This is a genomic window from Nonomuraea sp. NPDC049269 (assembly GCF_043197155.1).
Classification (GTDB): domain Bacteria; phylum Actinomycetota; class Actinomycetes; order Streptosporangiales; family Streptosporangiaceae; genus Nonomuraea.
On the sequence record NZ_JBICSO010000014.1, the window covers coordinates 1 to 21616 of the forward strand.

Sequence of the window (21616 nt, forward strand, 5' to 3'; positions counted from 1 at the left end):
GACGGGGTTGTGCATCATGCACTGGCTTTTAACACACTGTTGAGTTCTCAAGAAACGGACGCGTACTCCCCAACCTGCGAGAGGCGCTCATTTCGCTTTACCCAGTTTACCAGATTTGGGCGATTCTTGTCAAATCGTCCGGATCCGGTTCGTTCCGGGGCAACCCTCTAAACTTACCCGAACTTCTCGTCCGTGTCCAATCGCATGCGGACACAGCCTGAAGCTCGGAAGTGATCAGAGAGTTTGGCAGGACCACTGCCCTGCGTTGAAGACTCTAGCAGCCCCAGCGCGGGGGAAGACCCAACTTCGGTAACGAATAGGTCTTCCCCCGGTGTGTCTCGCTCAAACCACCAAGCCGGCGAGCTGGCTCTCGAGCCGCGCGATGTCGGCCGCCGACTGCTCCGCACGCCCTCTGACCTTGGCGACCACGTCCTCGGGCGCCTTGGCCATGAACTGCTCGTTGCCCAGCTTGGCCGTGGCCTGGGCCGCCTCCTTACGGGCGACCGCCAGATCTTTCTCCAGCCGCTTGCGCTCGGCCACCACATCGATGGCGCCCGCGGTGTCGATCTCCACGGTCACCCCGCCCACGGTGAAGCGGGCGGTGGCTGAAAAGGCGTCAGACGGCTCCGTCAGCCGCAGGAGCGAGCGAATAGCCCCTTCCTGCCCCGTAAGAGCCGTGCCGGCCAGCCCGAGCCGCGCGGCCACCTTCTGGCCGGGCTTCAGCCCCTGATCCGAACGGAACCGCCGAACCTCCGTCACCAGCTCCTGCAGCGCGACGATCTCCGCCTCGGCCACCGGATCGGTACGGCCGGAGTCGACCTGCGGCCACGATGCCACGACGACCGACTCGCCACCCGTGACGGCCCGCCACAGCTCCTCGGTGACGAACGGCACCAGCGGGTGCATCAGCCGCAGCAGCGTGTCGAGCACGTGGCCCAGCACGAGCCGCGTATGCTCCAGCCCCTCACCGAGCTGGATCTTGGCCAGCTCCAGATACCAGTCGCAGACCTCGTCCCACGCGAAGTGGTAGAGCAGATCGGACGCCTTGGCGAACTCGAACTCCTCGAAGGCCGCGTCGGCCGAGGAGATCACGCTCTGCAGCCGCGACAGGATCCATCGGTCCGCCGCCGTCAGGTCGAGCCCGTCGAGAGAGCCGGTGGCCGCGCCGTTCATCAGCGCGAAGCGCGTGGCGTTCCAGATCTTGTTACAGAAGTTGCGCGAGCCGGCCGCCCATTCCTCGCTCACCGCGACGTCGGCGCCGGGATTCGCGCCGCGCAGCAGGGTGAAGCGGGTGGCGTCGGCGCCGAAGCGCTCGATCCAGTCGAGCGGGTCGACGACGTTGCCGAACGACTTGGACATCTTCTTGCCGTACTGGTCGCGGACCATGCCGTGCAGCGCCACCACGCGGAACGGCGGCTCGCCGTCCATGGCGTACAGGCCGAACATCATCATCCGCGCGACCCAGAAGAACAAGATGTCGTAGCCCGTGACCAGCACGGACGTCGGGTAGAAGCGCTCAAGCTCCGGCGTCGCGTCGGGCCAGCCCAAAGTGGAGAACGGCCACAGCCCTGAGGAGAACCAGGTGTCGAGCACGTCGGAGTCCTGGACGTAACCGGCGGGCGGGTCCTGGTCGGGGCCCACGCACACGACCTCGCCGGCCGGGCCGTACCAGACCGGGATGCGATGCCCCCACCAGAGCTGGCGCGAGATGCACCAGTCGTGCATGTCGTCGACCCAGTCGAAGTAGCGCTTGGCCAGCTCGGGCGGGTGGATGCGGGTGCGGCCGTCGCGCACCGCGTCACCGGCGGCCTTGGCCAGCGGCGAGACGTTGACGAACCACTGCAGCGACAGCCTCGGCTCCACCACGGTCTTGCAGCGCGAGCAGTGGCCGACCGAGTGGACGTACGGGCGCTTCTCGGCGACGATCCTGCCCTCGGCGCGGAGCGCGGCGACCACGGCGGGTCGCGCCTCGAACCGGTCGAGTCCCTCGAACGGCCCATGCGCGGTGATCACGCCGCGCTCGTCCATGATGGTCAGCGACGGCAGCGAATGGCGCCTCCCGATCTCGAAGTCGTTGGGGTCGTGGGCCGGCGTCACCTTGACCGCGCCGGTGCCGAAGGCCGGCTCGACGTGCTCGTCGGCGACAACCGGGATCTGACGGCCGGTGAGCGGCACCTCGACGAGCGTGCCGATCAGATGGGCGTAGCGCTCGTCCGAGGGGTGCACGGCCACGGCGGTGTCGCCGAGCATGGTCTCCGCGCGGGTGGTCGCCACCACGATCTCGTCGGAGTAGCGGATGGAGACGAGCTCGCCGTCGTCCTCGCTGTGCTCCACCTCGATGTCGGACAGCGCGGTGAGGCAGCGGGGGCACCAGTTGATGATGCGTTCGGCCCGGTAGATCAGCCCGTCGTCGAACAGCCGCTTGAAGATCGTTTGGACGGCCCGCGAGAGCCCCGTGTCCATGGTGAAGCGCTCGCGCGACCAGTCGACGCCGTCGCCGAGCTTGCGCATCTGGCCGAGGATCCGGCCACCGGACTCCTCCTTCCACTGCCAGACCCGCTCCACGAACTCCTCACGCCCGAGGTCGTGGCGCGACAGGCCCTGCTTGGCCAGCTCACGCTCGACGACATTCTGGGTGGCGATGCCCGCGTGGTCCATGCCGGGCAGCCACAGCGTCTCGCGCCCCTGCATGCGGACCCGGCGGGTGAGCGCGTCCTGGATGGAGTGGTCGAGCGCGTGCCCGATGTGCAGGACGCCGGTCACGTTCGGCGGGGGAAGGACGATGCTGTACGGCACGCGCGGGCTGCCCGGGTCGGCGTGGAAGAAGCCTCCGGCTACCCAGCGCTCGTAGCTCCGGGTTTCGACGTCGGCCGGGGTGTACTGGGTAGGCAGCTCTGGCGTTGTCACAGTGACCAATTCTAGGGAAGGAGGAAAGCGAAACGCCCCGGGGAGTGGTACTCCGCGGGGCGCTTGGCCGAAAGGGAAAGGATCAGGCGGACTTTTCCCGCGGTGTGCGCTGCTGCTTCGCAGCGAGCTGGTCGCGGGGTACGAGCGTCGGGATGGCGTGTTCGAGCACCGACTCGCGGGTGATCACCACGCGTGCGACGTCCTGGCGCGACGGCACCTCGTACATCACCGACTGGAGCACCTCTTCGAGGATGGCGCGCAGACCGCGGGCGCCGGTGCCGCGCAGGATCGCCTGGTCGGCGATGGCCTCGAGCGCGCCGTCGGTGAACTCCAGCTCCACGCCGTCGAGCTCCAGCAGCTTGCGGTACTGCTTGACCAGCGCGTTGCGGGGCTCGGTGAGGATCTGGATGAGCGCCTCACGGTCGAGGTTGTGCACCGAGGTGATGACCGGCAGACGACCGACGAACTCGGGGATCATGCCGAACTTCAGCAGGTCCTCGGGCATCACGTCGGAGAAGATGTCGATCATGTCGACTTCTTCCTTCGACCGGATGATGGCGTTGAAGCCGATGCCCTTCTTGCCGATGCGCGACTCGATGATCTTTTCCAGACCGGCGAAGGCACCGCCACAGATGAACAGCACGTTCGTCGTGTCGATCTGGATGAACTCCTGGTGGGGGTGCTTGCGCCCGCCCTGCGGCGGCACGCTCGCGGTCGTGCCCTCCAGGATCTTGAGCAGCGCCTGCTGGACGCCCTCACCGGAGACGTCGCGCGTGATCGACGGGTTTTCGCTCTTGCGAGCGATCTTGTCGACCTCGTCGATGTAGATGATGCCGGTCTCGGCCTTCTTGACGTCGTAGTCAGCGGCCTGGATGAGCTTGAGGAGGATGTTCTCGACGTCCTCGCCTACGTATCCGGCCTCGGTGAGCGCCGTGGCGTCGGCGATGGCGAAGGGCACGTTGAGCATCTTCGCCAGCGTCTGTGCGAGCAGTGTCTTGCCCGAGCCCGTGGGGCCCAGCAGCAGGATGTTGCTCTTGGCCAGCTCAAGACCGTCGTCTCTACCTCGGTCGCCGGACTGCACCCGCTTGTAGTGGTTGTAGACCGCCACCGAGAGCGCCTTCTTCGCCTTGTCCTGACCGATGACGTAGGCGTCGAGGAACTCGTAGATCTCCCTCGGCTTGGGCAGGTTGTCCCACTTGAGCTCAGAGGACTCGGAGAGCTCCTCCTCGATGATCTCGTTGCAGAGGTCAATGCACTCATCGCAGATGTAGACGCCTGGACCGGCAATGAGCTTCTTGACTTGCTTCTGACTCTTCCCGCAGAAAGAGCACTTCAGCAGGTCTCCCCCGTCGCCGATGCGTGCCACCCCAGATACTCCTTTGCGTGGGACCGCCCTGCTCCCGCGATCCGTATCTACCGGACCGGGTCCGAACCGCTCAGGTTTCGACGTTACCGTCTTCTGGGCCCTCAGTGAGCCCCCTGGCGGCGAGTCGCACCGGAACGTGCCCTATTGGGCAGCGCTCCGGTGCGTCACATCTCATCAGGAAGCGACGGCCTGAGCTCGTTTCTTCCTCGACGGGATGATGTCGTCGATCAGACCATACGCCTTTGCCTCGTCCGCGTTGAGAATTTTGTCGCGTTCGATGTCCTTTCGGACTTCCGCAGGGCGCTTTCCGGAGTGCTTCGCCACGATCTCCTCCAGGAGGGAGCGCATGCGAAGGATCTCGCGGGCCTGAATCTCGATGTCGCTTCCCTGGCCGCCACCCTCGGTGGAGGGCTGGTGGATGAGCACCCTGGCGTTGGGAAGCGCGAACCGCTTGCCCGGGGTGCCACCGGCCAGCAGCACGGCCGCCGCGGAGGCGGCCTGGCCCAGGCAGACGGTCTGGATCTCCGGCCGGACGAACTGCATCGTGTCGTAAATCGCCGTCATGGCGGTGAAAGAACCGCCCGGCGAGTTGATGTAGATGCTGATGTCACGGTCGGGGTCGAGCGACTCCAGCGTCAGCAGCTGGGCCATCACGTCGTTGGCCGACGCGTCGTCGATCTGCACTCCGAGGAAGATGATGCGGTCCTCGAAGAGCTTGTTGTACGGGTTCATCTCCTTCACGCCATAGGACGTGCGTTCGACGAAGGAGGGGAGAACGTACCGGCTTTCGATGTTCACTTCAACTCCCCTAGGAGACGGCGCCTTGCGAGGGCACCTGCCTCGCGCTGCGCACGACTTGGTCGATGAAGCCGTAGTCCTTGGCCTCTTCGGCCGTGAACCAGCGGTCTCGATCGGAGTCGGACTCGATCTGGTCGAGCGACTGCCCCGTGTGGAACGCGATCCGCTCGGCCAGGGTCTTCTTCACGTAGAGCATCTGCTCGGCCTGGATGGCGATGTCGGCGGCGGTGCCGCCGATGCCGCCGGACGGCTGGTGCATCATGATGCGCGCGTGCGGCAGTGCGTGGCGCTTGCCTCTCGCGCCCGCCGACAGCAGGAACTGCCCCATGGAGGCGGCCAGCCCCATGGCGACCGTGGCCACGTCGTTGGGCACATATTCCATCATGTCGTAGATGGCCATGCCGGCTGTCACCGACCCGCCAGGCGAGTTGATGTAGAGCCAGATGTCACGGTCCGGATCGTCGGCCGCGAGCAGCAACAGCTCGGCACAGATCCGGTTGGCGATCTCGTCGTTCACCTCCTGCCCGAGCACGATGATGCGCTCGCGCAGCAGGCGCTGGTAAAGCTGGTCCTCAAGCCGGAAGGACGAGCCGTTCTCACGGCCTCGCGACTCAGGCTGATAGAAGGTCGGCGGGCTGGTCACAGCGTCACCTTCCGATGCGTCGTAATCGATTGGCTTTGCCTGTGACCCTAACGCGCGGGGCACACAGGTCATGCCCCGTCTGCCTACTGTTCGCTGACGGCGCAGGTAAGGGCGCGCCGAGCAGCGCGAAGCCCCCGAACCATCCGGATCGGGGGCTTGGTGCCGTTTCTGTGGCTAGGCGTCGGCCTTCTCCTCGGCCGACTCGTCGGCGGGCTCCTCTTCGGCCTCCGCGCCGTTGAGCTCGGTGTAGATGGCCTTGAGGTCCACCTCGTTGCCCTCGGAGTCGACCACCTTGGCGGCGTCACCGACGACGGACTTGGCCTTGTCACGGACGATCTCGACCATGGCCAGCGTGAGCTGGTCGTTGTCGGCCAGGTGCTGGGCCAGCTGGTTGGGCTGGACGCCCATCTCCATGGCCCGGCGGACGACGAAGTTGGTCAGCTCCTGCTCGGAGACGCCCAGCTCCTCGCTCTTGACGATCTTGTCAAGGACGAACCCCACCTTGATGGCCTTGGCGGAGCTGCTGTCGAACTCGGCGAAGCGCTCCTCCTCGGTCGTCTGGTAGAGGCGGAAGAAGGCGTCGCGGCTCAGCCCGCTCTCGGCGATCTGGTGCTCGAGGTTGTGCTTGCGAGCGTCGACCTCGGCCTTGAGCGCGCTGTCGGGAATAGGCATCTCGATCTTCTCGAGCAGCGCGTCGACAGCCTTCTCACGGGCCTGGACGACCTGGTCGACCAGCTTGTTGCGGCGGGCCTGCTCGCGGATGCTGTCCTTCAGCTCGCCGAGCGTGTCGAACTCGCTCGCCAGCTGGGCGAACTCGTCGTCGAGCTCGGGCAGGACCTTCTCCTTGACCGTCTTGACGGTGATGATGACGTCGGCTTCCTCCCCGGCGTTCTCACCGCCGACCAGCTCGGTCTTGAAGCTCTTCTCCTCGCCCGCGGACATGCCCACGAGCGCGTCGTCGAGGCCCTGCAGCACGGAGCCGGCGCCGACCTCGTAAGAGACCTCGTTGGCCTGCTGCTCCTCGATGTTGGCGCCGTCGATCTCGGCGCGCAGGTCCATCACGACGAAGTCGCCGGCGGCCGCGGGGCGCTCGACACCGGTCAGCGTGGCGAAGCGCTGGCGCAGCGCGTCGAGCTGGCTGTCGATGTCCTCGTCGGCGACCTCGGCGGAGTCGACGGTGATCTCGACGCCCGCGTAGTCGGGTACGTCGAAGCTGGGCCGGACGTCCACCTCGGCGGTGAACTCGACCTGCTCGCCGTCCTCGATCTTGGTGATCTCGATGTCAGGCTGGCTGACCGGGAAGACGTCGACCTCGTCGACGGCCTGGCCGTACAGCTTGGGCACCGCGTCGTTGAGGGTCTCCTCCAGCACCACCGCGCGGCCGAAGCGCTGCTCGATGATGCGGGCCGGAACCTTGCCAGGGCGGAACCCGGGGACGCGCACCTGCTGCGCGACCTTCTTGTACGCCGCATCCAGGCTCGGGCGCAGCTCTTCGAACGGCACCTCGACAGTGAGCTTCACCCTGGTCGGGCTGAGCTCCTCGACAGCGGTCTTCACGGGGTGGTCTCCTTGATCAAGCTTCGAGTGATCGCGGGCGCGTCCAGATTTGGTACGGCTCACGCGCCGCGCCCACATGAGCGGCGCTGGGCATGCTCCGCCTTGGCGGGATCCAAGCGCCGTTCGCCAGTCTAGGGTAGATGCGTACCCAACGACGACGAGACGACCCGTCAGAACTCCTCGGCGATCACCCGCAGCAGTTCGATGGTCTCATCGGGCGTCGTGCTGACGGCGCAGAGTCGCTCCATCACCTCGGTGTAGCGGTCGACGTCCTCGCGTTTGTCCAGGTAGAGAGCGCTGGCGAGTTGCTCGACGTACACCACGTCCGGCAGGTCCTGATCGGGGAAGCGCAGGACGGTGAACGCCCCGCCCTCGGCACTGTGGCCACCGAAGCTGAACGGCATGACCTGGATGGTGATGTTGGGCTGGCGCATCAGGTCGATGAGGTGTTCGAGCTGGGCCCGCATCACCTCGGCGCCGCCGATGGGGCGGCGCAGCGCGGCCTCGTCGATGACCGCCCAGAAGACCGGGCCGTCGGGCCTGTCGAACATGCGCTGGCGTTCGAGCCGGAGATCCACCCGGCGGGAGATCTCCTCCGCACCGATGCCGGCCGAGCCCGCCGTGACCACCGCCCGGGCGTATTCCTTGGTCTGTAACAGGCCGGGGACGAACTGAACCTCGTAGGTCCTGATCCTGGCCGCTGCCTCCTCGAGGCCGACGTACGCCTGGAACCACGTGGGCAGGATGTCGTTGAACCGGTGCCACCAACCGGGCTCGTTCGCCGTGGCCACCAGATCGAGTACGGCTGCGCGTGCCTGGTTGTCCACGACCCCGTAAAGAGTCAGCAAATCGGCCACGTCGCGCTCCTTGAAGCCGACGCGACCCAGCTCCATGCGGCTGATCTTGGATTCGGACCCCCTGATGAGGTGGCCCGCTTCCTCGCGAGTAACGCCTTTCCCCTCCCTGAGCCTGCGCAGCTGGGAGCCCAGGAGGATGCGCAGCGCCGTAGGGCCGGAACCCGGCTGGTTCTGCGTCACTCTGCCTCCTATCAAGGTCCGCACACACAGTGACACCACATTGCCGCGTATGACAAGGTCTCAACCTGGTGTCCGAATTGGATACCCCTACCGGTAACCGCCCATGCGGCTGCACATTGCACATGCACGTGCATTTGGGTCTTGCAGCGACCGGGAGTCGTGTCCCATGATGGCCTAGTGCATATTGGGCCAAACATGCACGAACCCAGAAGCAATCGGGAGGTATCGGCGGGATGGTGGAGGACCCCTTGGCCACTGCCGATTGCCTGCAGATCACCCGCGAGGTGGGGTTCGACAGCCTGTTGAGCGCCGGGAAGCCGTACACGACCTCGTGTCCGCTGCCCTTCCAGGCCGACTCGGTGAAGACCGCCAGGGACGTGACGCGCTCCACGTTACGCGGGTGGGGTCTGCCGGAACTGGGCGATGACGCCGCACTGGTCGTGTCCGAACTGGTCACGAACGCGGTCAGGTACGCGATGTACGCCAGAGGCCGGCGGGAGATCCAGCTGCTGCTGATGCGGGTCGTCCCCCACGTGCTGCTGGCCGTGGCCGACCCGAGCGACGAGATCCCCACCCCCAAGGAGCCCGACTTCATCTCCGAGAACGGTCGCGGCCTTTACATCGTCGAGACCTACAGCCAGTGCTGGGGCTGGGACCCGCTGGCTCGGGGTGGCAAAGCTGTGTGGGCCCTCTTCCGTACCGAGGCCTGATTTATTACCCTTTCTTGAAGTGAAGGGGAGTACCTCCGAACACGCCTGATCGTCATGACGGCCCTCTCGGCCCGGTCAGGCGGGCCCTGTGTGGCGAGGGAGACCTTCCGGCCCGTCGTCGTCGGCTGGAGGTTCCGAAGGTGCGCATGCTCATCCCTATGGCCCTGCTCGTGGCCATCTACTCGGCTGTTCTGGCCGGTCTCGTGCTGATAGAGGTTCCGGTCCTGTACGTCGCCCTCGGAGCCGTCCTCGTCCTGCTCGTGCAGTGGTGGTCCACTGAGGCCATGGCGCGGCGGATGACCAGGGCCCGGTACGTCACGGCCGAGCAGGAGCCGGAGCTGCACGCCGTACTCGATCGGCTCTGCGCCTTGAGCGATGTGGCCAAGCCGCGGCTGGCGATCAGCCCGTCGCCCGCCCCGAACGCCTACACGGTCGGCCGCTCACGGCGCAGCTCGACGATCATCGTCACCGAGGGGCTGCGCGCCCGCCTGGAGCCGGGTGAGCTGACCGCGGTGCTCGCGCACGAGATCGCGCACATCCGGCACAAGGACGTGGCGGTGATGACGCTGGCGAGCTCGTTCGCGATCGCGCTGGCGACATTCGCCAAGGGCACCGGGCGGGTCGCGGTGGAGGCTCCGGGGTTGTTCCTGGAGGAGTTCCCCTTCGGGCTGTTCATCGGGCTGGCGATGCTGGCGGGTGGTGCCGCCGCGGGGCTGGCCAGCTTCATCGCGCACCTGCCGCTGCGCTGGCTCAGCCGCTCCAGGGAACTGGCCGCCGACCGCGCCGCCGCCGACCTGCTCGGCCAGCCGGGCCTGCTCGCCTCGGCGCTGCTCAAGGTGCACGAGGAGGACGGCATCCCCCTGACGGACCTGCGGCGCGGAGTGCCCGCGTTGGGGTTGGTGGCCGGCCGTACGAAGAAGGGCCGCCTGATGGCCACGCACCCGCACGTGCACGTACGGGTGCGACAGCTCATGGGCTAGCCCTTACGATGTCGCCGGCGTCGTCGGCGAGTCGAGCCAGTCGTCGATCAGGGCGGTGAAATCTTCCCCTGTCTTGTTGTTCAGCCACGACACGAACGACGCCCGGTCCTGCGTGGTCCCCTTGTGCTCCTGCACCCACGCTCGCAACGTCGCGAAGAACCGCTTGTCCCCGAGCTGCTTGCGGATCTCGTGCAGCATCAGCGCGGGACCGTAATACACGTTGCTCGCCCCGAACATGTCCGACTTGTAGTGCCCAGGCGGCCCCGCCATCTTGCGCAGCTGTCCGTCGACCGCCCGAGCGTCGCTGAGATAGCTCTCCAGCTTCTTGGACCCGTGGTCGCCGGCCCACTGCCACTCGAAGTACATCGCGAAGCCCTCGTTCAGCCACACGTCCCGCCAGGTCCGGGGCGTGACCGCGTCACCGAACCACTGGTGCGCCATCTCGTGCGCGACCACATTGGGCGTGAGGAAGTCAGGGGCCAGCGTCACCATCTGCTGGGTCTCCATCCCCGAGTCGCTGGTGACGACCACACCCGCGCTGGAGAAGGGGTATGGCCCCAGCCGCTTCTCCAGCCAGCGCAGGATGGCCGGCGTCTGCCGAACGATGGGAAGGTATTGCGACTGGTCGCCCTTGCGGAGCCAGTACGTGATCGGGATCCCGCGCGGCCCCTTGTCGTTGAAGCGATCGTAGTGATCGATGGTGAGCAGCGTGACGTAGCTGGCCACCGACTCGGTCGACCGCCAGCGGTAGGTGTTCCCCTTCCGGCCCTGGAACCGCCCGTGCGCCACGGCCGCCCACCCGCGCGGCACCGTGACCGCCACGTCGTAGCGCGCCTCGTCGGACGGCTGGTCGTTCACCGGGAACCAGGTGAAGGCCCCGTACGGCTCCTGCAACGCCCACGCCGACCCGTCGCCCGCCGAGCGGAACCCGAGCATGCTCGTGTCGGAGCGGTACTGCCCGGTGCGCACGGGCTTGGGAGTGCCGTGATAGCGGACGGCCACCTGGACCCGCTTGCCCGCCGCCACCGGGGAACGCAACGGGATCACCAGGTCGTCACCCGGATGCCGGGCCTTGACCTGCTTACCCGCGACCGTCACCTCGTCCACCTGCAACGCGTGGCCGAAGTCGAGCGCGATCTTGTCGATCTTCTTGACGGCTCTGACGGTGAGCAGGGCCTTACCGGTGAGCAACCGCTTGGACGGCTTCCAGTCCAGCTCCAGCCCGTAGTGGAGGACGTCGATCGCGGGATTGCCGTAGGCGGGGTAGACGGGGTCCGCCACCGGCTCCGAGCGCCCCTTGTCGGGCGCGCCCGGCGCGGCTACCGCCGCGGCGAGTAAGAGGGAAATGATCGAATTCACCGCGCCAAGGTAGTACGTCGTGGTTTGTCGCGATACCGCGCAACTACACGCGGAGGGCACCGATCAGCTGACACCGAGGAACGGCTGTCGTCCTCGTGACCCCACACGTACACGTCCGGCCTCCCCTCGCAAACCCGCGGAAGCCGGGGGCAAAGGCTACGGAATTTGGTAGATCTTTCTACATAGTTCACGTTATATAGCTTTTAGGACAGAGCATCTGACCTGGCCTTTTACTTATAGATGATCTCTTAGTCATCTCTTGAGTGGCACTTGACCTGCGCAAATGGCAAGGTACCCTCGCCGTACCACAGGCTTCCGGTTTAGCCACATCAGTCCTTAATCATCACTTGTGTCAGGATCTGCATGGGTAAATCCGGCCTAGTCCGGGAGATCCACATTTCCATGACATCAGAGATTCAGAAGTTCATCGACGCGGCCTACAACTCGACCTCGTGGTACCAGACCACCGAGGCACAACCCGGCCCCCACCGGCCCCAAGAGCAACCCGCCGACCGAACCTCCGAGGCACGATCCGTCACCCACGTCCCCCAGGAACAACCAGGCCCCCGGTCCACCGACGCGCAGATCACCGACGACCAACCCGGCCACCGGACGCCCGACGAGCGGTCCAGCAGCGACGAGGGCCAGCAGCAGTGGCCCGACCACCACGCTGACCCGACCGCTCCCCAGTCGACCTCCGACGCACCATCAGCCACACCCACCTCGACATCCGACGCGCCTTCGACCACAGCTACTCCACGGCCCACGTCAGACACACCGACTGCCACTCCCACCTCCGATACGCCTTCCTCCACGCCCACCACCACTCCGTCGGATTCGTCATCAGCTACCCCCACCCCCACCCCCACAACATCCGACTCGCCCTCCCCCACCCCCACCCCCACAACATCCGACTCGCCCTCCCCCACAGACACCTCCACGACACCGGGCTCGCCCTCGCCCACGAATACCGCCACGACGTCGGACTCACCGTCAGCCGCGGCCACCTCCGAAGCCGAACCGACCGCCACCTCCACTGAAGCGGCGACCACCACTTCGTCCACGCCCACGCCAACCACGACCCCTACAACCGAGCTCGCCATCGCGGAGGACACCGCTGCCACGCCGACGGCGTCCAGCACCACGCCAGGAGCCCTCCCCACGCACCTCAACGCCGCGGTCACCAGCCCCTTGTCGAGCTTGTCCACTCCAACGGTGATCACCTCGGCCGTGGTAGTCGTAGCGGCCCTGCTGGCCGTGTTCATGATGCTGGTGGCCAAGTCTCGCCGCGGGACCCGCTTGGCCACCGCCGGATACGCGGAACCCGGCCCAACGCCCACCCCCCACCACAGCACCGCCGAGCCCGACGAGGGAGACCAGTGGAGGCTGCAACTCCTGGAAGCCCTCGAGGCCGCCGCCCGCGACGAACAGGAAAGTGCCCTACCCGGCGCGCTCTACGGACAGGAGAACCCGCGGTCCGAGCCCAATTCGCCCGTACCCTTCTCCGGAACGGACCCTCAGGAGACCGCCGCCTGGACTCCGCCATTCAAGCCCTTCAGTCCCCCCGACCCCCCGGAGACCTCTCCGTTCAACCCCTTCGCCCAGGCCGAGAGCGACCCCGACTCGGAGTACCACGGACGCAGCCGGCGCAGCGAACACCCCGACACCGATGAGGGTCCCGACGACGACACCCCGCCGGGAGACACCGCTCACTCCACCCCGTAGTCGGCGACGAAGGCGGCGAGCCGGGACACCGCGTCCCGGCTTCGGGTCCAGGGCCGGGCGATCAGCCGTTCCAAGCCCAGGCACCACGTTCCGGTCGCTCCGACGAGCTGTAGACAAGCAAGAGGCCACCCCCGATCTTCTGGGGTGGCCTTCCTGCTGATCATGCTGGTCGGGGCGACAGGATTTGAACCTGCGACTTCTTGCTCCCAAAGCAAGCGCGCTACCAAGCTGCGCCACGCCCCGTCTCGCCGGGTACGCACGCGCTCCGTGACTCCGGTACGCTTACGCCCTGACGACCGGTTGAAGTCTAGACCAGACTCCGACTGGTTCGCGCGGACGTAGCTCAATGGTAGAGCCCTAGTCTTCCAAACTAGCTACGCGGGTTCGATTCCCGTCGTCCGCTCCAAAGCCGAAAGGCCAGGTCAGCCGCATGAGGTGACCTGGCCTTCGTGATTTTCGCTACTTCTACTCGATCTTCCGCGCCCCGCCGGCTCCTTGCCTGACGATTGTGCGATGGCCTGGTCGGCCCTGTGTCGCGTGCCGGTGGATCAGCGCCGCTCGCGTGGAGGAGTGACCCATACGGGGCATCAACTCGCGGCGGCTCGCCCCTGTGGACGCGGCGAGGGTGTTCGTGCTGGACCGAGACCGCGTCGGGTTTGCCCTGGCGGAGGCGATGAGCGCGCGGGCGCGGCGCTCGAGTGCGGATCCAGTTGCCTCGCTGCCTGGCAGCCGTCGTCGCGCGCCATGCCGGCTGTGATGTGTCGTCGGGTCAGCTGGATTCGCACAGTCTGTTGAGCTCCGCGACGTCTGTATTGATATCCGTGATCACCTGGTTGGGATCGCCGCCGGTCATGCCGGTCAAGCGGAAGTTCAGTTCCCGGAATTCGGCGGCCAGCCGACTGATTTTCGACCCCACTACTCCTTCCGCGTCGAGTACCGCGCTCATCAGGTCGCTGTACGTCTGCTGAGCCGCGGCTGCCTGGCTGCTGCGGATGGCCCCCGCGTTCCGGCGATATGCGGTCAGCGCCGCCGCCGCGTCGTCGCAGCCGCCGGGCCGGACCGCTGACAGCGGTTCGGCGGAAGCGGGGACCGCTCGCGAGGAGCTTGGCTTTGGTGGCTTGGGTGTGCTGGATTTTGGCGATGGGCGCGGGGTCGGCGGTGCGGGCCGGGTGGTGACCGGGTCTGATGACGGTGACTGCTGGGCCGGGGTGGTGGCCGGGTCCGATGACGGTAACTGCGGGGCCGGGGTGGGGACCACCGCGTCGGGCTGGGACTGCGGAGGCGGGGCCGGCGGCGCAAGGTAGGCGACCAGCGCGACCACGGCGGCGATCGCACCCGCCAGAGCGCTCACTGCGGTCCAGTTCAGGCGCAAGCCTGTTCCCCCGTCCGTCGTCGGCCGCTGCGCTGATCCATTCTCCGTCATGGCCTCATCGTGGCCGAGCCGCCCAACTCGGTCCAGAACGCCTCTTGCTGATCTTCATGAACAGAACGCCTATAAGGCGGGGGTGATGAAACAGCTGCGGCGGCCGGAAGGGGTTGGTGGGAAAACGGCGACGCCCTGTAGAGGCTCGACGCCCTGTAAGACCGTCGCCAGTGGGCGCGTGCCCCCTTGCGTGCCCGATAGGGCGGTGATCAAGGGGGGAGGAGCGGGGACTCGCAAGCAGGGCCGCACGGCCCTCTGACCAGATCTCTGTTCCTTCTACTTGATCTTCAGCGCCTTCCCGAGCGCTTGCGCGATGGCGGTCATGAGCTCCCGTGGGCTCGGCGAGGGGGTTGCCCGCCTCCGCGTGCCGGGAGAGTGCCGGGAGATCGTGGGAGCGGAGATTGGGGAGCCCCACAGCGATCTGAAGCTTGTTCCAGGTGGTTCGCCGTACGAAAGCGCTTGGATCTTCCTCTGGCAGTACGGAAATGCCAAGCTGATGCTCGTGGAGCGACACGGAGATCGCAGATCATTACGCACCCAAATTCGTGCGGCCAATGCCAAAGGGATGGATCGGCAGGGCGCTTGGGCGAACTGGTCTGGGCTGTTCCTGGGTCTTCTCATCGTCATCCCCCGAGTAGCCGAGATCTTGACGGGGACTCCAGACGGGTTCGTCACCGCTCACTGGGGTCCGGCAGCTCATTGGGTAGAGCAGATCATCTACATGATCGCCGGCTGCTTCATGGCGGTGACCTCCGGGGAAGCGCTGATATACAGGTACCGCCGCCGCCTGCGACCATCGTCGGGCGACGAGTAGCGGCCGACAATCACGTGGGGAGTGGGCGCGTGACCCGATCCGGCAACGTTCTCTACGTCATCGTGTGCGCGGCCGGACCGGCCGGGGACGTCGGCCGGCTGGTCGGCCTGGCCCAGGGGGAAGGGTGGATCGTGCAGATCATCGCGACGCCCGCCGCGCTCGCCTTCATCGACGGTCCGGCGTTGGAGCGGCAGACCGGTCGGCCCGTTCTCAGCCAGTACCGCAGGCCGGACGAGCCGAAGGCGCCACGAGCGGATGCGATCATCGTCGCGCCGGCGACCTACAACACGGTCAACAAGTTCGCCCAGGGCATTGCCGACACCTATGCGCTCGGCCTGCTCTCCGAGGCCCCGGGGCTTGGGATTCCGGTCGTCGTCGTGCCCTTCGTCAACAGCGCCCTGGCCGCACGCGCGCCCTTCGTACGCAGCATGGAAGACCTGCGTGCCGAAGGGGTCCGCGTGGTGTTCGAGCCCGGCCAGTTCGAGCCCGACGCCCCGAGCTCCGGAGACGACCTCATCGACGCCTACCCCTGGAAACGCGCGCTCGACGAACTTGGCGAATCGGGCCCTTAGGAGTCATCGCGGTCGGTTTCGCCTGTTTTCGCGCCTGGTGAGCCAAGCTCGGTTACGCTCATGATCTCGGAAAACGGGGCGTGCCCGATAGGGAGGCCGTATGGCGGACAAAGGGATCACGACGATCGGCCGGTGCTACGGCTGTAAACGTACCTTCGGCTACGACCCGGAACGCGTCACCATGTTCCTGGTCGACCCCGATACCGCGCTTCCTCCGAACATGACCGCGACGGGCACAACGCGCGACCCCACGCCGGAAGCGCTGGCCCGGTCGAGGCACGTGCCCGTCTGCCCCGACTGTGTCCGCAGGGCAGCCGAGCGGGCCAGGCAGGACGACGGGTCCACGTGGCCGCGCGGCACCGCCTGATCAAGCGCGCCACGGCACCGCCTGATCGACCGCGCTGAGCCGCGGTACGACCGCGTAGGCTCGGATCGATGCGTGCGCGAGCGATCTCCCGAGAGGCCCTGGTCGAGGAGTTGGCCGAGCGGATCGCGGGTCTGCCGCGCGGCTCCTACGCGCGGGTCGCCGTGGACGGAGCGCCGCCCGCCCATCCCGAACGGCTGGCGGACGAGCTGGTCGCGCCGCTCAGGATGCGCGGCAGGGCCGTGTTGCGGGTGTCGGCCGCCGATTTCCTGCGGCCCGCGTCCCTCAGGCTCGAGTACGGCCGGACGAACCCCGACGCCTTCTACGACGACTGGCTCGACACGGGAGCGCTGACCCGGGAGGTGCTCGGGCCGCTGGGGCCCCGGGGGTCCGGCAAGGTGCTGCGAGCGCTCTGGGACAGCCGTGCCGACCGCGCGTACCGCCTGCCGTACCAGACGCTGCCTGAAGGGGCTGTGCTGCTGCTCGACGGGACGCTGCTGCTGGGCCGGGGGCTGCCGTTCGAGGTGAGCGTCCATCTGTGGCTGTCCGAGGGGGCGCTGGGGCGGATGACCGGGGAGAACGAGCGGTGGCGGCTGCCCGCCTACGCGCGCTACGAGCGGGAGGCCGATCCGCTGCGGGGCGCCGACGTAGCGGTGCGCGCTGATCATCCCGCGCGTATGGCGGTGCTGATTGAGGGAGGGCGGTAACCGGCGCACACTGAGTCGGTGACTCCCAGCAACTGGTACAACATCGTTCCCGATCTGCCCGCGCCGCCGCCTCCGCCGCTGCATCCGGGCACGCGGCAGCCGGTGGGACCCGACGATCTGGCGCCGCTGTTCCCGATGGAGCTGATCGGCCAGGAGGTGAGCACCGAGCGGTACGTCGCCATCCCGCAGGAGGTGCTCGACGTCTACCGGCTCTGGCGGCCGACCCCGCTGCTCCGGGCGCGGCGGCTGGAGAAGGCGCTCGGCACGCCTGCCCGGATCTACTACAAGTACGAGGGCGTCTCCCCCGCCGGGTCGCACAAGCCCAACACCGCCGTCCCGCAGGCCTACTACAACGCCCGCGAAGGCGTACGGCTGCTCACCACGGAGACCGGCGCCGGACAGTGGGGCTCAGCGCTGGCCTTCGCCTGCGCGCAGTTCGATCTGGAGTGTCAGATCTGGATGGTCCGCGCTTCCCATGATCAGAAGCCATACCGGCGCTCGCTCATGCAGGTGTACGGCGCGACGGTGCACGCCAGCCCCTCGACCGTGACCGGGGCGGGCAGCAAGGTATTGGCGGACGACCCCGACTCGCCGGGCAGCCTCGGCATCGCGATCAGCGAGGCGGTCGAGGTGGCGGGCGCGAACCCGGACGCCCGCTACGCGCTCGGCTCGGTGCTGAATCACGTGCTCATGCACCAGACGGTGATCGGCGAGGAGGCGCTGGCCCAGTTGGCGGAGATGCCCGATCTGATCATCGGCTGCACCGGAGGCGGTTCGAACTTCGCCGGGCTCACCTTCCCGTTCCTGCGCGAGAAGCTGGCCGGGAACCTCGACGTGACGCTACGCGCCGTCGAGCCCGAGGCCTGTCCGTCGTTCACGCGGGGCGTCTACGCCTACGACTTCGGCGACACGGCCGGCCTCACACCGCTGCTCAAGATGCACACGCTGGGCCACGGGTTCGTGCCCGACCCGATCCACGCGGGCGGGCTGCGCTATCACGGCATGTCGCCGTTGCTGTCGCACATGTACGAACTGGGGCTGTTCGAGGCGGTGACCAAGTCCCAGACCGAGTGCTTCGAGGCAGGTGTGCGCTTCGCCCGTACCGAGGGCATCGTCCCGGCGCCCGAGCCGACGCACGCGCTGGCCGAGACCATCGCCGAGGCGCTGCGGTGCAGGGAGAGCGGCGAGGAGAAGGTGATCCTGACCGCGCTGTGCGGGCACGGCCACTTCGACCTGGCCGCCTATGATCGTTACCTGTCCGGGCGCATGCAGGACTACGCCCTCCCGCAGGAGCGCATCGATGAGGCCCTGCACGACCTGCCCGGCTAGGCCGCTTCACCGGCCGGGGTGAAGGGAGCTCACCGCGGCCGGTCCGCCGTCAGTTCGCGTTGGGGCGCTTGCCGTGGTTGGCCTTCTTCTTCTTGCGTGCCTTGGTCTTGCGAGATCGCTTGGCCATGGATGCCTCCAATGATCGGGTGCGCGTTCTCAACCTCTCGTGCCACGGTCTACCGCACAAGCCATGCGACCTAACATTCCCCAACATATCCGTGTCATAATTTGGTGGAATCTGTTGGAAGGAGCGGGGGCGTGCTCGCACAGCAGCGCCAGCAGGCGATCCTCGAACGCGTGCGCAGCAGCGGCGGCGTTCGGGTGGCCGACCTCGTTCGCGAGCTCGGCGTCTCAGACATGACGGTCCGTCGCGACCTCGAAGTGCTCGCCGAGCGCGGGCTGCTGGAGAAGGTACACGGCGGCGCGACCGCGCTGGGTCCCGGCTCGACCGAGGAGCCGGGCTTCACCGCCAAGTCCGCCCGCCAGCAGCAGGAGAAGGAGGCCATCGCGCGCCGCGCCGCCCAGCTGGTACGGCCCGGCACCGCGGTGGCGCTCTCGGCCGGGACCACGACCTGGGCCCTGGCCCACCACCTCGTCTCGGTGCCCGAGCTCACGGTCATCACCAATTCGATCCCCGTGGCCGACGTCTTCCACCGCAGCCCGCGCGCCGACCGCACGGTCGTGCTGACCGGCGGCGTACGCACACCGTCCGACGCCCTCGTCGGCCCGGTCGCGGTGGCCGCGATCCGCCGGCTGCACGTGGACACGTTGTTCCTCGGGGTGCACGGAATGAGCGTGCGGGCCGGGTTCACCACGCCCAACCTGCTGGAGTCGGAGACCGACCGGGAGCTGGTGACCGCGGCGCACCGGCTGGTCATCCCCGCCGACCACACCAAGTGGAACACCGTCGGCATCAGCACGATCGCCGAACTGACGGAGGCCGACGTGGTCATCAGCGACTCGGGGCTGCCCGAGGAGGCACGCATGGAGCTGGGCGAACGCGCCGGCGAACTGATCATCGCGGAGGACTCGCAGTGAAACGCACCATCACCCACCTGGCCGACGGCCGAGAGCTGATCTACTTCGACCGGCGCGACGACGCCGACCGGAGCGCGATCGACCGGCGGGCGCTCGACCCCAGGCCGGTGGCGTCGGAGCTGCGCTACGATCCGCTCACCGAGGAGTGGATCGCGATGGCGGGACACCGCCAGACGCGTACGTTCCTGCCTCCGGCCGACGAATGCCCGCTGTGCCCGTCGTCTGAGACACGCTCGTCGGAGATCCCGGCACACGACTATGACGTGGTGGTCTTCGAGAACCGCTTCCCCTCTTTTTCCGGAAATTTCGGGACTTATGAGGATGCCGGGGGGCTCAGTGAGGTCCGGCCGGGTGTGGGGAGGTGTGAGGTGGTGTGTTTCACCTCCGAGCACTCGTCGTCGTTCTCGCGGCTCTCCGATGAGCAGGTGGGCCTGGTCATGGAGGCGTGGGCCGACCGTACGGCCGAACTGTCCGCGATCGAGGGCGTGGAGCAGGTCTTCTGCTTCGAGAACCGGGGCGAGGAGATCGGCATCACGCTGCCGCACCCGCACGGGCAGATCTACGCCTACCCGTACGTGACCCCGCGGACCAAGCTCCAGCTCGGCGCGGCCTCCCGGCACCGGAGCGGCAACCTGTTCGCCGACGTGCTGGCGGCCGAGCGGGCCGCCGGGGTGCGTGTGGTGGCGGCCAACGAGCTGTGGACGGCGTTCGTACCCGCCGCCGCCCGCTGGCCGTTCGAGGTGCACGTGTATCCGCACAGGCAGACGCCGGACCTGGCCGCGCTGACGGAGGAGGAACGCGCCGCCTTCGCGCCGCTCTACACCTCCGTGCTGCGGGCGCTCGACGGGCTGTTCGGTGTCGCCATGCCGTACATCTCGGCCTGGCACCAGGCGCCGGTGCGGCAGGACCGTGACCTGGCCTATCTGCACCTGGAGCTGTTCAGCATCAGGCGGGCGCCCGGGAAACTCAAGTATCTGGCGGGCTCGGAGTCGGCCATGGGCGCGTTCGTCAACGATGTCCTGCCGGAGGAGGCCGCACGCATGCTTCGATCACAGGTAGATCTCTAATTGATTTCTGCTTGAAGTCGCCATGACCTTGGGTTTACCACTAATATCCCCTGAAGCACCGACCGAAATGGTCGGTGTTGGCCTAATCCCGGGTGCGTGACCTGGGAGCCGGGGACCCATCGCATCTTGGGGTGAATCCACTTCGGTGGTAAGGCGGCATCTCCCTGCCCGAACCCGTCAGCTAACCCGGTCGGCAGTCAGGGAGAGGAACCCCTCACGTGGCGACTGCGTCCCCCACGGGTCTTGCCATCGGTCTCATCACCGCCACTTGTGTGGCCTTCGGAGCCTTCACGGCCGTACCGGCTTCGGCCGCGCCGGCCGCGCCCAAGCCCAGCGAAGCCAAGCTCCGCGCGGAGCTGAAGGAGCTCGACCAGAAGGTCGACAAGCTCATCGAGACCTACAACCTCAAGCGCGTCGAACTCGCCAAGGCGAAAGAGGACTCGGAGACGACCAAGAAGCGGCTCGCGGCGGCGGATGCCAGCCTCGTCACCGCCCAGAAGCGCGTCGCCGAGCTCGCGCAGCTGCAGTACCAGAACGGCACCGGCTCGCTGCCGAACCTCACGTTCCCGAGCGACAGCTCCAGCGCGGCGGTGCTGGAGCAGCTCACGGCCTCGCAGCAGGCGATCGTGCAGAGCGTGGCCACCCTGAGGAACCTGAAGAAGGCGGCCGCGGACCAGGCGACCGCCCTGGAGACGAAGATCCGCGACGACGCGGCCAACGTGGCCAAGCAGCGGGACGACGCGCAGGACCTCATCAAGGACATCCAGAAGAAGCTGAAGGACCTCATCCCGTTCGGCCCCGGCCGCCGCTCGGACGGCAGCTGGGCGCCCGAGCTCCCGTCCGGCGCCGACAACATCACCGCCCGCATGCGGGTGATCCGCGGGCTGATCCAGAAGGACTTCTCACTGCCGTTCGAGGTCGGCTGCTTCCGCTCGGGCGGCGGCGGCGAGCACCCGCTGGGGCGCGCGTGCGACTTCATGATGAGCACCGGCGGCACCATGCCCACCGAGGCCAACCAGGCACTCGGCAACCGCATCGCGGCCTGGGCGATCGAGAACAAGGACAAGCTCGGGGTCAAGTACGTCATCTGGAAGCAGCGGATCAATCAGGGCTCGGGCTGGAGCCCGATGTCCGACCGCGGCAGCATCACCGAGAACCACTTCGACCATGTACACATCTCGATGTTCTGACAAGGGGACCCGCGGCCGAGAAAGGTTGAT

21 protein-coding genes, 2 tRNA genes and 1 riboswitch are annotated in these 21616 nt (G+C 67.2%); of the genes, 12 read left to right on the plus strand and 11 right to left on the minus strand.

The annotated features are described in order from the left end of the window. Positions 1 to 342: 342 nt before the first annotated feature. The 6 genes from ACGFNP_RS55845 to ACGFNP_RS55870 all read right to left on the minus strand — a co-directional run bounded on the left by ACGFNP_RS55845 (position 343) and on the right by ACGFNP_RS55870 (position 8308). Entirely contained in the window at positions 343 to 2916 is a 2574-nt protein-coding gene (locus ACGFNP_RS55845; RefSeq protein ID WP_393332583.1) for a valine--tRNA ligase, read from the minus strand. Between the two features lie 73 nt (positions 2917 to 2989). After that, positions 2990 to 4273 carry an ATP-dependent Clp protease ATP-binding subunit ClpX gene (gene clpX, locus ACGFNP_RS55850; protein ID WP_358332280.1) on the minus strand — a complete coding sequence of 428 codons (1284 nt, stop codon included), beginning with the start codon at positions 4271 to 4273 and terminating at the stop codon, positions 2990 to 2992. A gap of 174 nt (positions 4274 to 4447) precedes the next feature. Next, positions 4448 to 5071 carry an ATP-dependent Clp protease proteolytic subunit gene (locus ACGFNP_RS55855; RefSeq protein WP_214637437.1) on the minus strand — a complete coding sequence of 208 codons (624 nt, stop codon included), beginning with the start codon at positions 5069 to 5071 and terminating at the stop codon, positions 4448 to 4450. 10 nt (positions 5072 to 5081) lie between these two features. Then, positions 5082 to 5714: an ATP-dependent Clp protease proteolytic subunit gene (locus tag ACGFNP_RS55860; protein WP_358332908.1), complete on the minus strand. Its 633-nt coding sequence runs from the start codon at positions 5712 to 5714 to the stop codon at positions 5082 to 5084. A 174-nt stretch (positions 5715 to 5888) separates the two neighbouring features. Further along, on the minus strand, positions 5889 to 7271 hold the full coding sequence (tig, locus tag ACGFNP_RS55865; protein ID WP_358332283.1) for a trigger factor: 1383 nt from the start codon (positions 7269 to 7271) through the stop codon (positions 5889 to 5891). Between the two features lie 170 nt (positions 7272 to 7441). Beyond that, positions 7442 to 8308, minus strand: a complete 867-nt coding sequence (locus tag ACGFNP_RS55870) for a helix-turn-helix transcriptional regulator (protein WP_358332286.1) — start codon at positions 8306 to 8308, stop codon at positions 7442 to 7444. A 248-nt stretch (positions 8309 to 8556) separates the two neighbouring features. Here ACGFNP_RS55870 and ACGFNP_RS55875 point away from each other — a divergent pair, with 248 nt between their 5' ends. Together ACGFNP_RS55875 and ACGFNP_RS55880 are read left to right on the plus strand one after the other, a co-directional pair. Then, positions 8557 to 9018: an ATP-binding protein gene (locus ACGFNP_RS55875; RefSeq protein ID WP_246654869.1), complete on the plus strand. Its 462-nt coding sequence runs from the start codon at positions 8557 to 8559 to the stop codon at positions 9016 to 9018. Between the two features lie 158 nt (positions 9019 to 9176). Further along, positions 9177 to 9998: a M48 family metalloprotease gene (locus ACGFNP_RS55880; protein WP_393332590.1), complete on the plus strand. Its 822-nt coding sequence runs from the start codon at positions 9177 to 9179 to the stop codon at positions 9996 to 9998. Between the two features lie 3 nt (positions 9999 to 10001). On the opposite strand, the gene ACGFNP_RS55885 is transcribed toward ACGFNP_RS55880, so the two are convergent. Together ACGFNP_RS55885 and ACGFNP_RS55890 are read right to left on the minus strand one after the other, a co-directional pair. After that, positions 10002 to 11357, minus strand: a complete 1356-nt coding sequence (locus ACGFNP_RS55885) for a M1 family metallopeptidase (protein ID WP_393332593.1) — start codon at positions 11355 to 11357, stop codon at positions 10002 to 10004. A 437-nt stretch (positions 11358 to 11794) separates the two neighbouring features. Next, positions 11795 to 12580 carry a hypothetical protein gene (locus ACGFNP_RS55890; protein WP_393332596.1) on the minus strand — a complete coding sequence of 262 codons (786 nt, stop codon included), beginning with the start codon at positions 12578 to 12580 and terminating at the stop codon, positions 11795 to 11797. Here ACGFNP_RS55890 and ACGFNP_RS55895 point away from each other — a divergent pair. After that, positions 12573 to 13082, plus strand: a complete 510-nt coding sequence (locus ACGFNP_RS55895) for a hypothetical protein (RefSeq protein ID WP_393332598.1) — start codon at positions 12573 to 12575, stop codon at positions 13080 to 13082. The genes ACGFNP_RS55890 and ACGFNP_RS55895 overlap by 8 nt on opposite strands. A gap of 166 nt (positions 13083 to 13248) precedes the next feature. Here the strand turns inward: ACGFNP_RS55895 and ACGFNP_RS55900 are convergent. Next, positions 13249 to 13325: transfer RNA gene (locus tag ACGFNP_RS55900), tRNA-Pro, on the minus strand. 89 nt (positions 13326 to 13414) lie between these two features. On the opposite strand from ACGFNP_RS55900, the gene ACGFNP_RS55905 reads away from it, so the two are divergent. Next, positions 13415 to 13488 (plus strand) — tRNA-Gly (locus tag ACGFNP_RS55905). A 363-nt stretch (positions 13489 to 13851) separates the two neighbouring features. Here the strand turns inward: ACGFNP_RS55905 and ACGFNP_RS55910 are convergent. Continuing rightward, a complete protein-coding gene (locus ACGFNP_RS55910; protein WP_393332600.1) occupies positions 13852 to 14454 on the minus strand; it encodes a hypothetical protein in 603 nt (200 codons plus the stop codon). Positions 14455 to 14827: 373 nt separating this feature from the next. On the opposite strand from ACGFNP_RS55910, the gene ACGFNP_RS55915 reads away from it, so the two are divergent. The 5 genes from ACGFNP_RS55915 to ACGFNP_RS55935 all read left to right on the plus strand — a co-directional run bounded on the left by ACGFNP_RS55915 (position 14828) and on the right by ACGFNP_RS55935 (position 18291). Further along, entirely contained in the window at positions 14828 to 15319 is a 492-nt protein-coding gene (locus ACGFNP_RS55915; RefSeq protein ID WP_393332602.1) for a hypothetical protein, read from the plus strand. Between the two features lie 29 nt (positions 15320 to 15348). Further along, complete coding sequence (locus ACGFNP_RS55920) at positions 15349 to 15891, plus strand: flavoprotein (RefSeq protein WP_358332355.1); 543 nt, start codon at positions 15349 to 15351, stop codon at positions 15889 to 15891. A gap of 100 nt (positions 15892 to 15991) precedes the next feature. Continuing rightward, the gene (locus ACGFNP_RS55925; protein WP_358332358.1) at positions 15992 to 16258 is read left to right on the plus strand and encodes a hypothetical protein; all 267 of its coding nucleotides are present in this window, start codon (positions 15992 to 15994) and stop codon (positions 16256 to 16258) included. 68 nt (positions 16259 to 16326) lie between these two features. Then, positions 16327 to 16962 (plus strand): uridine kinase, encoded by a 636-nt coding sequence (locus ACGFNP_RS55930; RefSeq protein WP_393332606.1) that lies wholly within the window; start codon positions 16327 to 16329, stop codon positions 16960 to 16962. 18 nt (positions 16963 to 16980) lie between these two features. Then, the gene (locus tag ACGFNP_RS55935; RefSeq protein WP_358332364.1) at positions 16981 to 18291 is read left to right on the plus strand and encodes a TrpB-like pyridoxal phosphate-dependent enzyme; all 1311 of its coding nucleotides are present in this window, start codon (positions 16981 to 16983) and stop codon (positions 18289 to 18291) included. A gap of 49 nt (positions 18292 to 18340) precedes the next feature. On the opposite strand, the gene ACGFNP_RS55940 is transcribed toward ACGFNP_RS55935, so the two are convergent. Next, a complete protein-coding gene (locus tag ACGFNP_RS55940; protein WP_372455117.1) occupies positions 18341 to 18418 on the minus strand; it encodes a 50S ribosomal protein bL37 in 78 nt (25 codons plus the stop codon). 131 nt (positions 18419 to 18549) lie between these two features. Between ACGFNP_RS55940 and ACGFNP_RS55945 the strand changes: the two genes are divergently transcribed. The 3 genes from ACGFNP_RS55945 (at position 18550) to ACGFNP_RS55955 (ending at position 21586) form a co-directional block, all read left to right on the plus strand. Beyond that, complete coding sequence (locus tag ACGFNP_RS55945; protein ID WP_219537457.1) at positions 18550 to 19329, plus strand: DeoR/GlpR family DNA-binding transcription regulator; 780 nt, start codon at positions 18550 to 18552, stop codon at positions 19327 to 19329. Continuing rightward, positions 19326 to 20396 (plus strand): galactose-1-phosphate uridylyltransferase, encoded by a 1071-nt coding sequence (galT, locus tag ACGFNP_RS55950; protein WP_393332610.1) that lies wholly within the window; start codon positions 19326 to 19328, stop codon positions 20394 to 20396. The genes ACGFNP_RS55945 and galT overlap by 4 nt, the downstream gene beginning before the upstream one ends. Before the next feature lie 69 nt (positions 20397 to 20465). Continuing rightward, positions 20466 to 20608: riboswitch (cyclic di-AMP (ydaO/yuaA leader) on the plus strand. Positions 20609 to 20614: 6 nt separating this feature from the next. Then, positions 20615 to 21586, plus strand: a complete 972-nt coding sequence (locus ACGFNP_RS55955; protein WP_358332368.1) for a hypothetical protein — start codon at positions 20615 to 20617, stop codon at positions 21584 to 21586. Positions 21587 to 21616 lie beyond the last annotated feature (30 nt).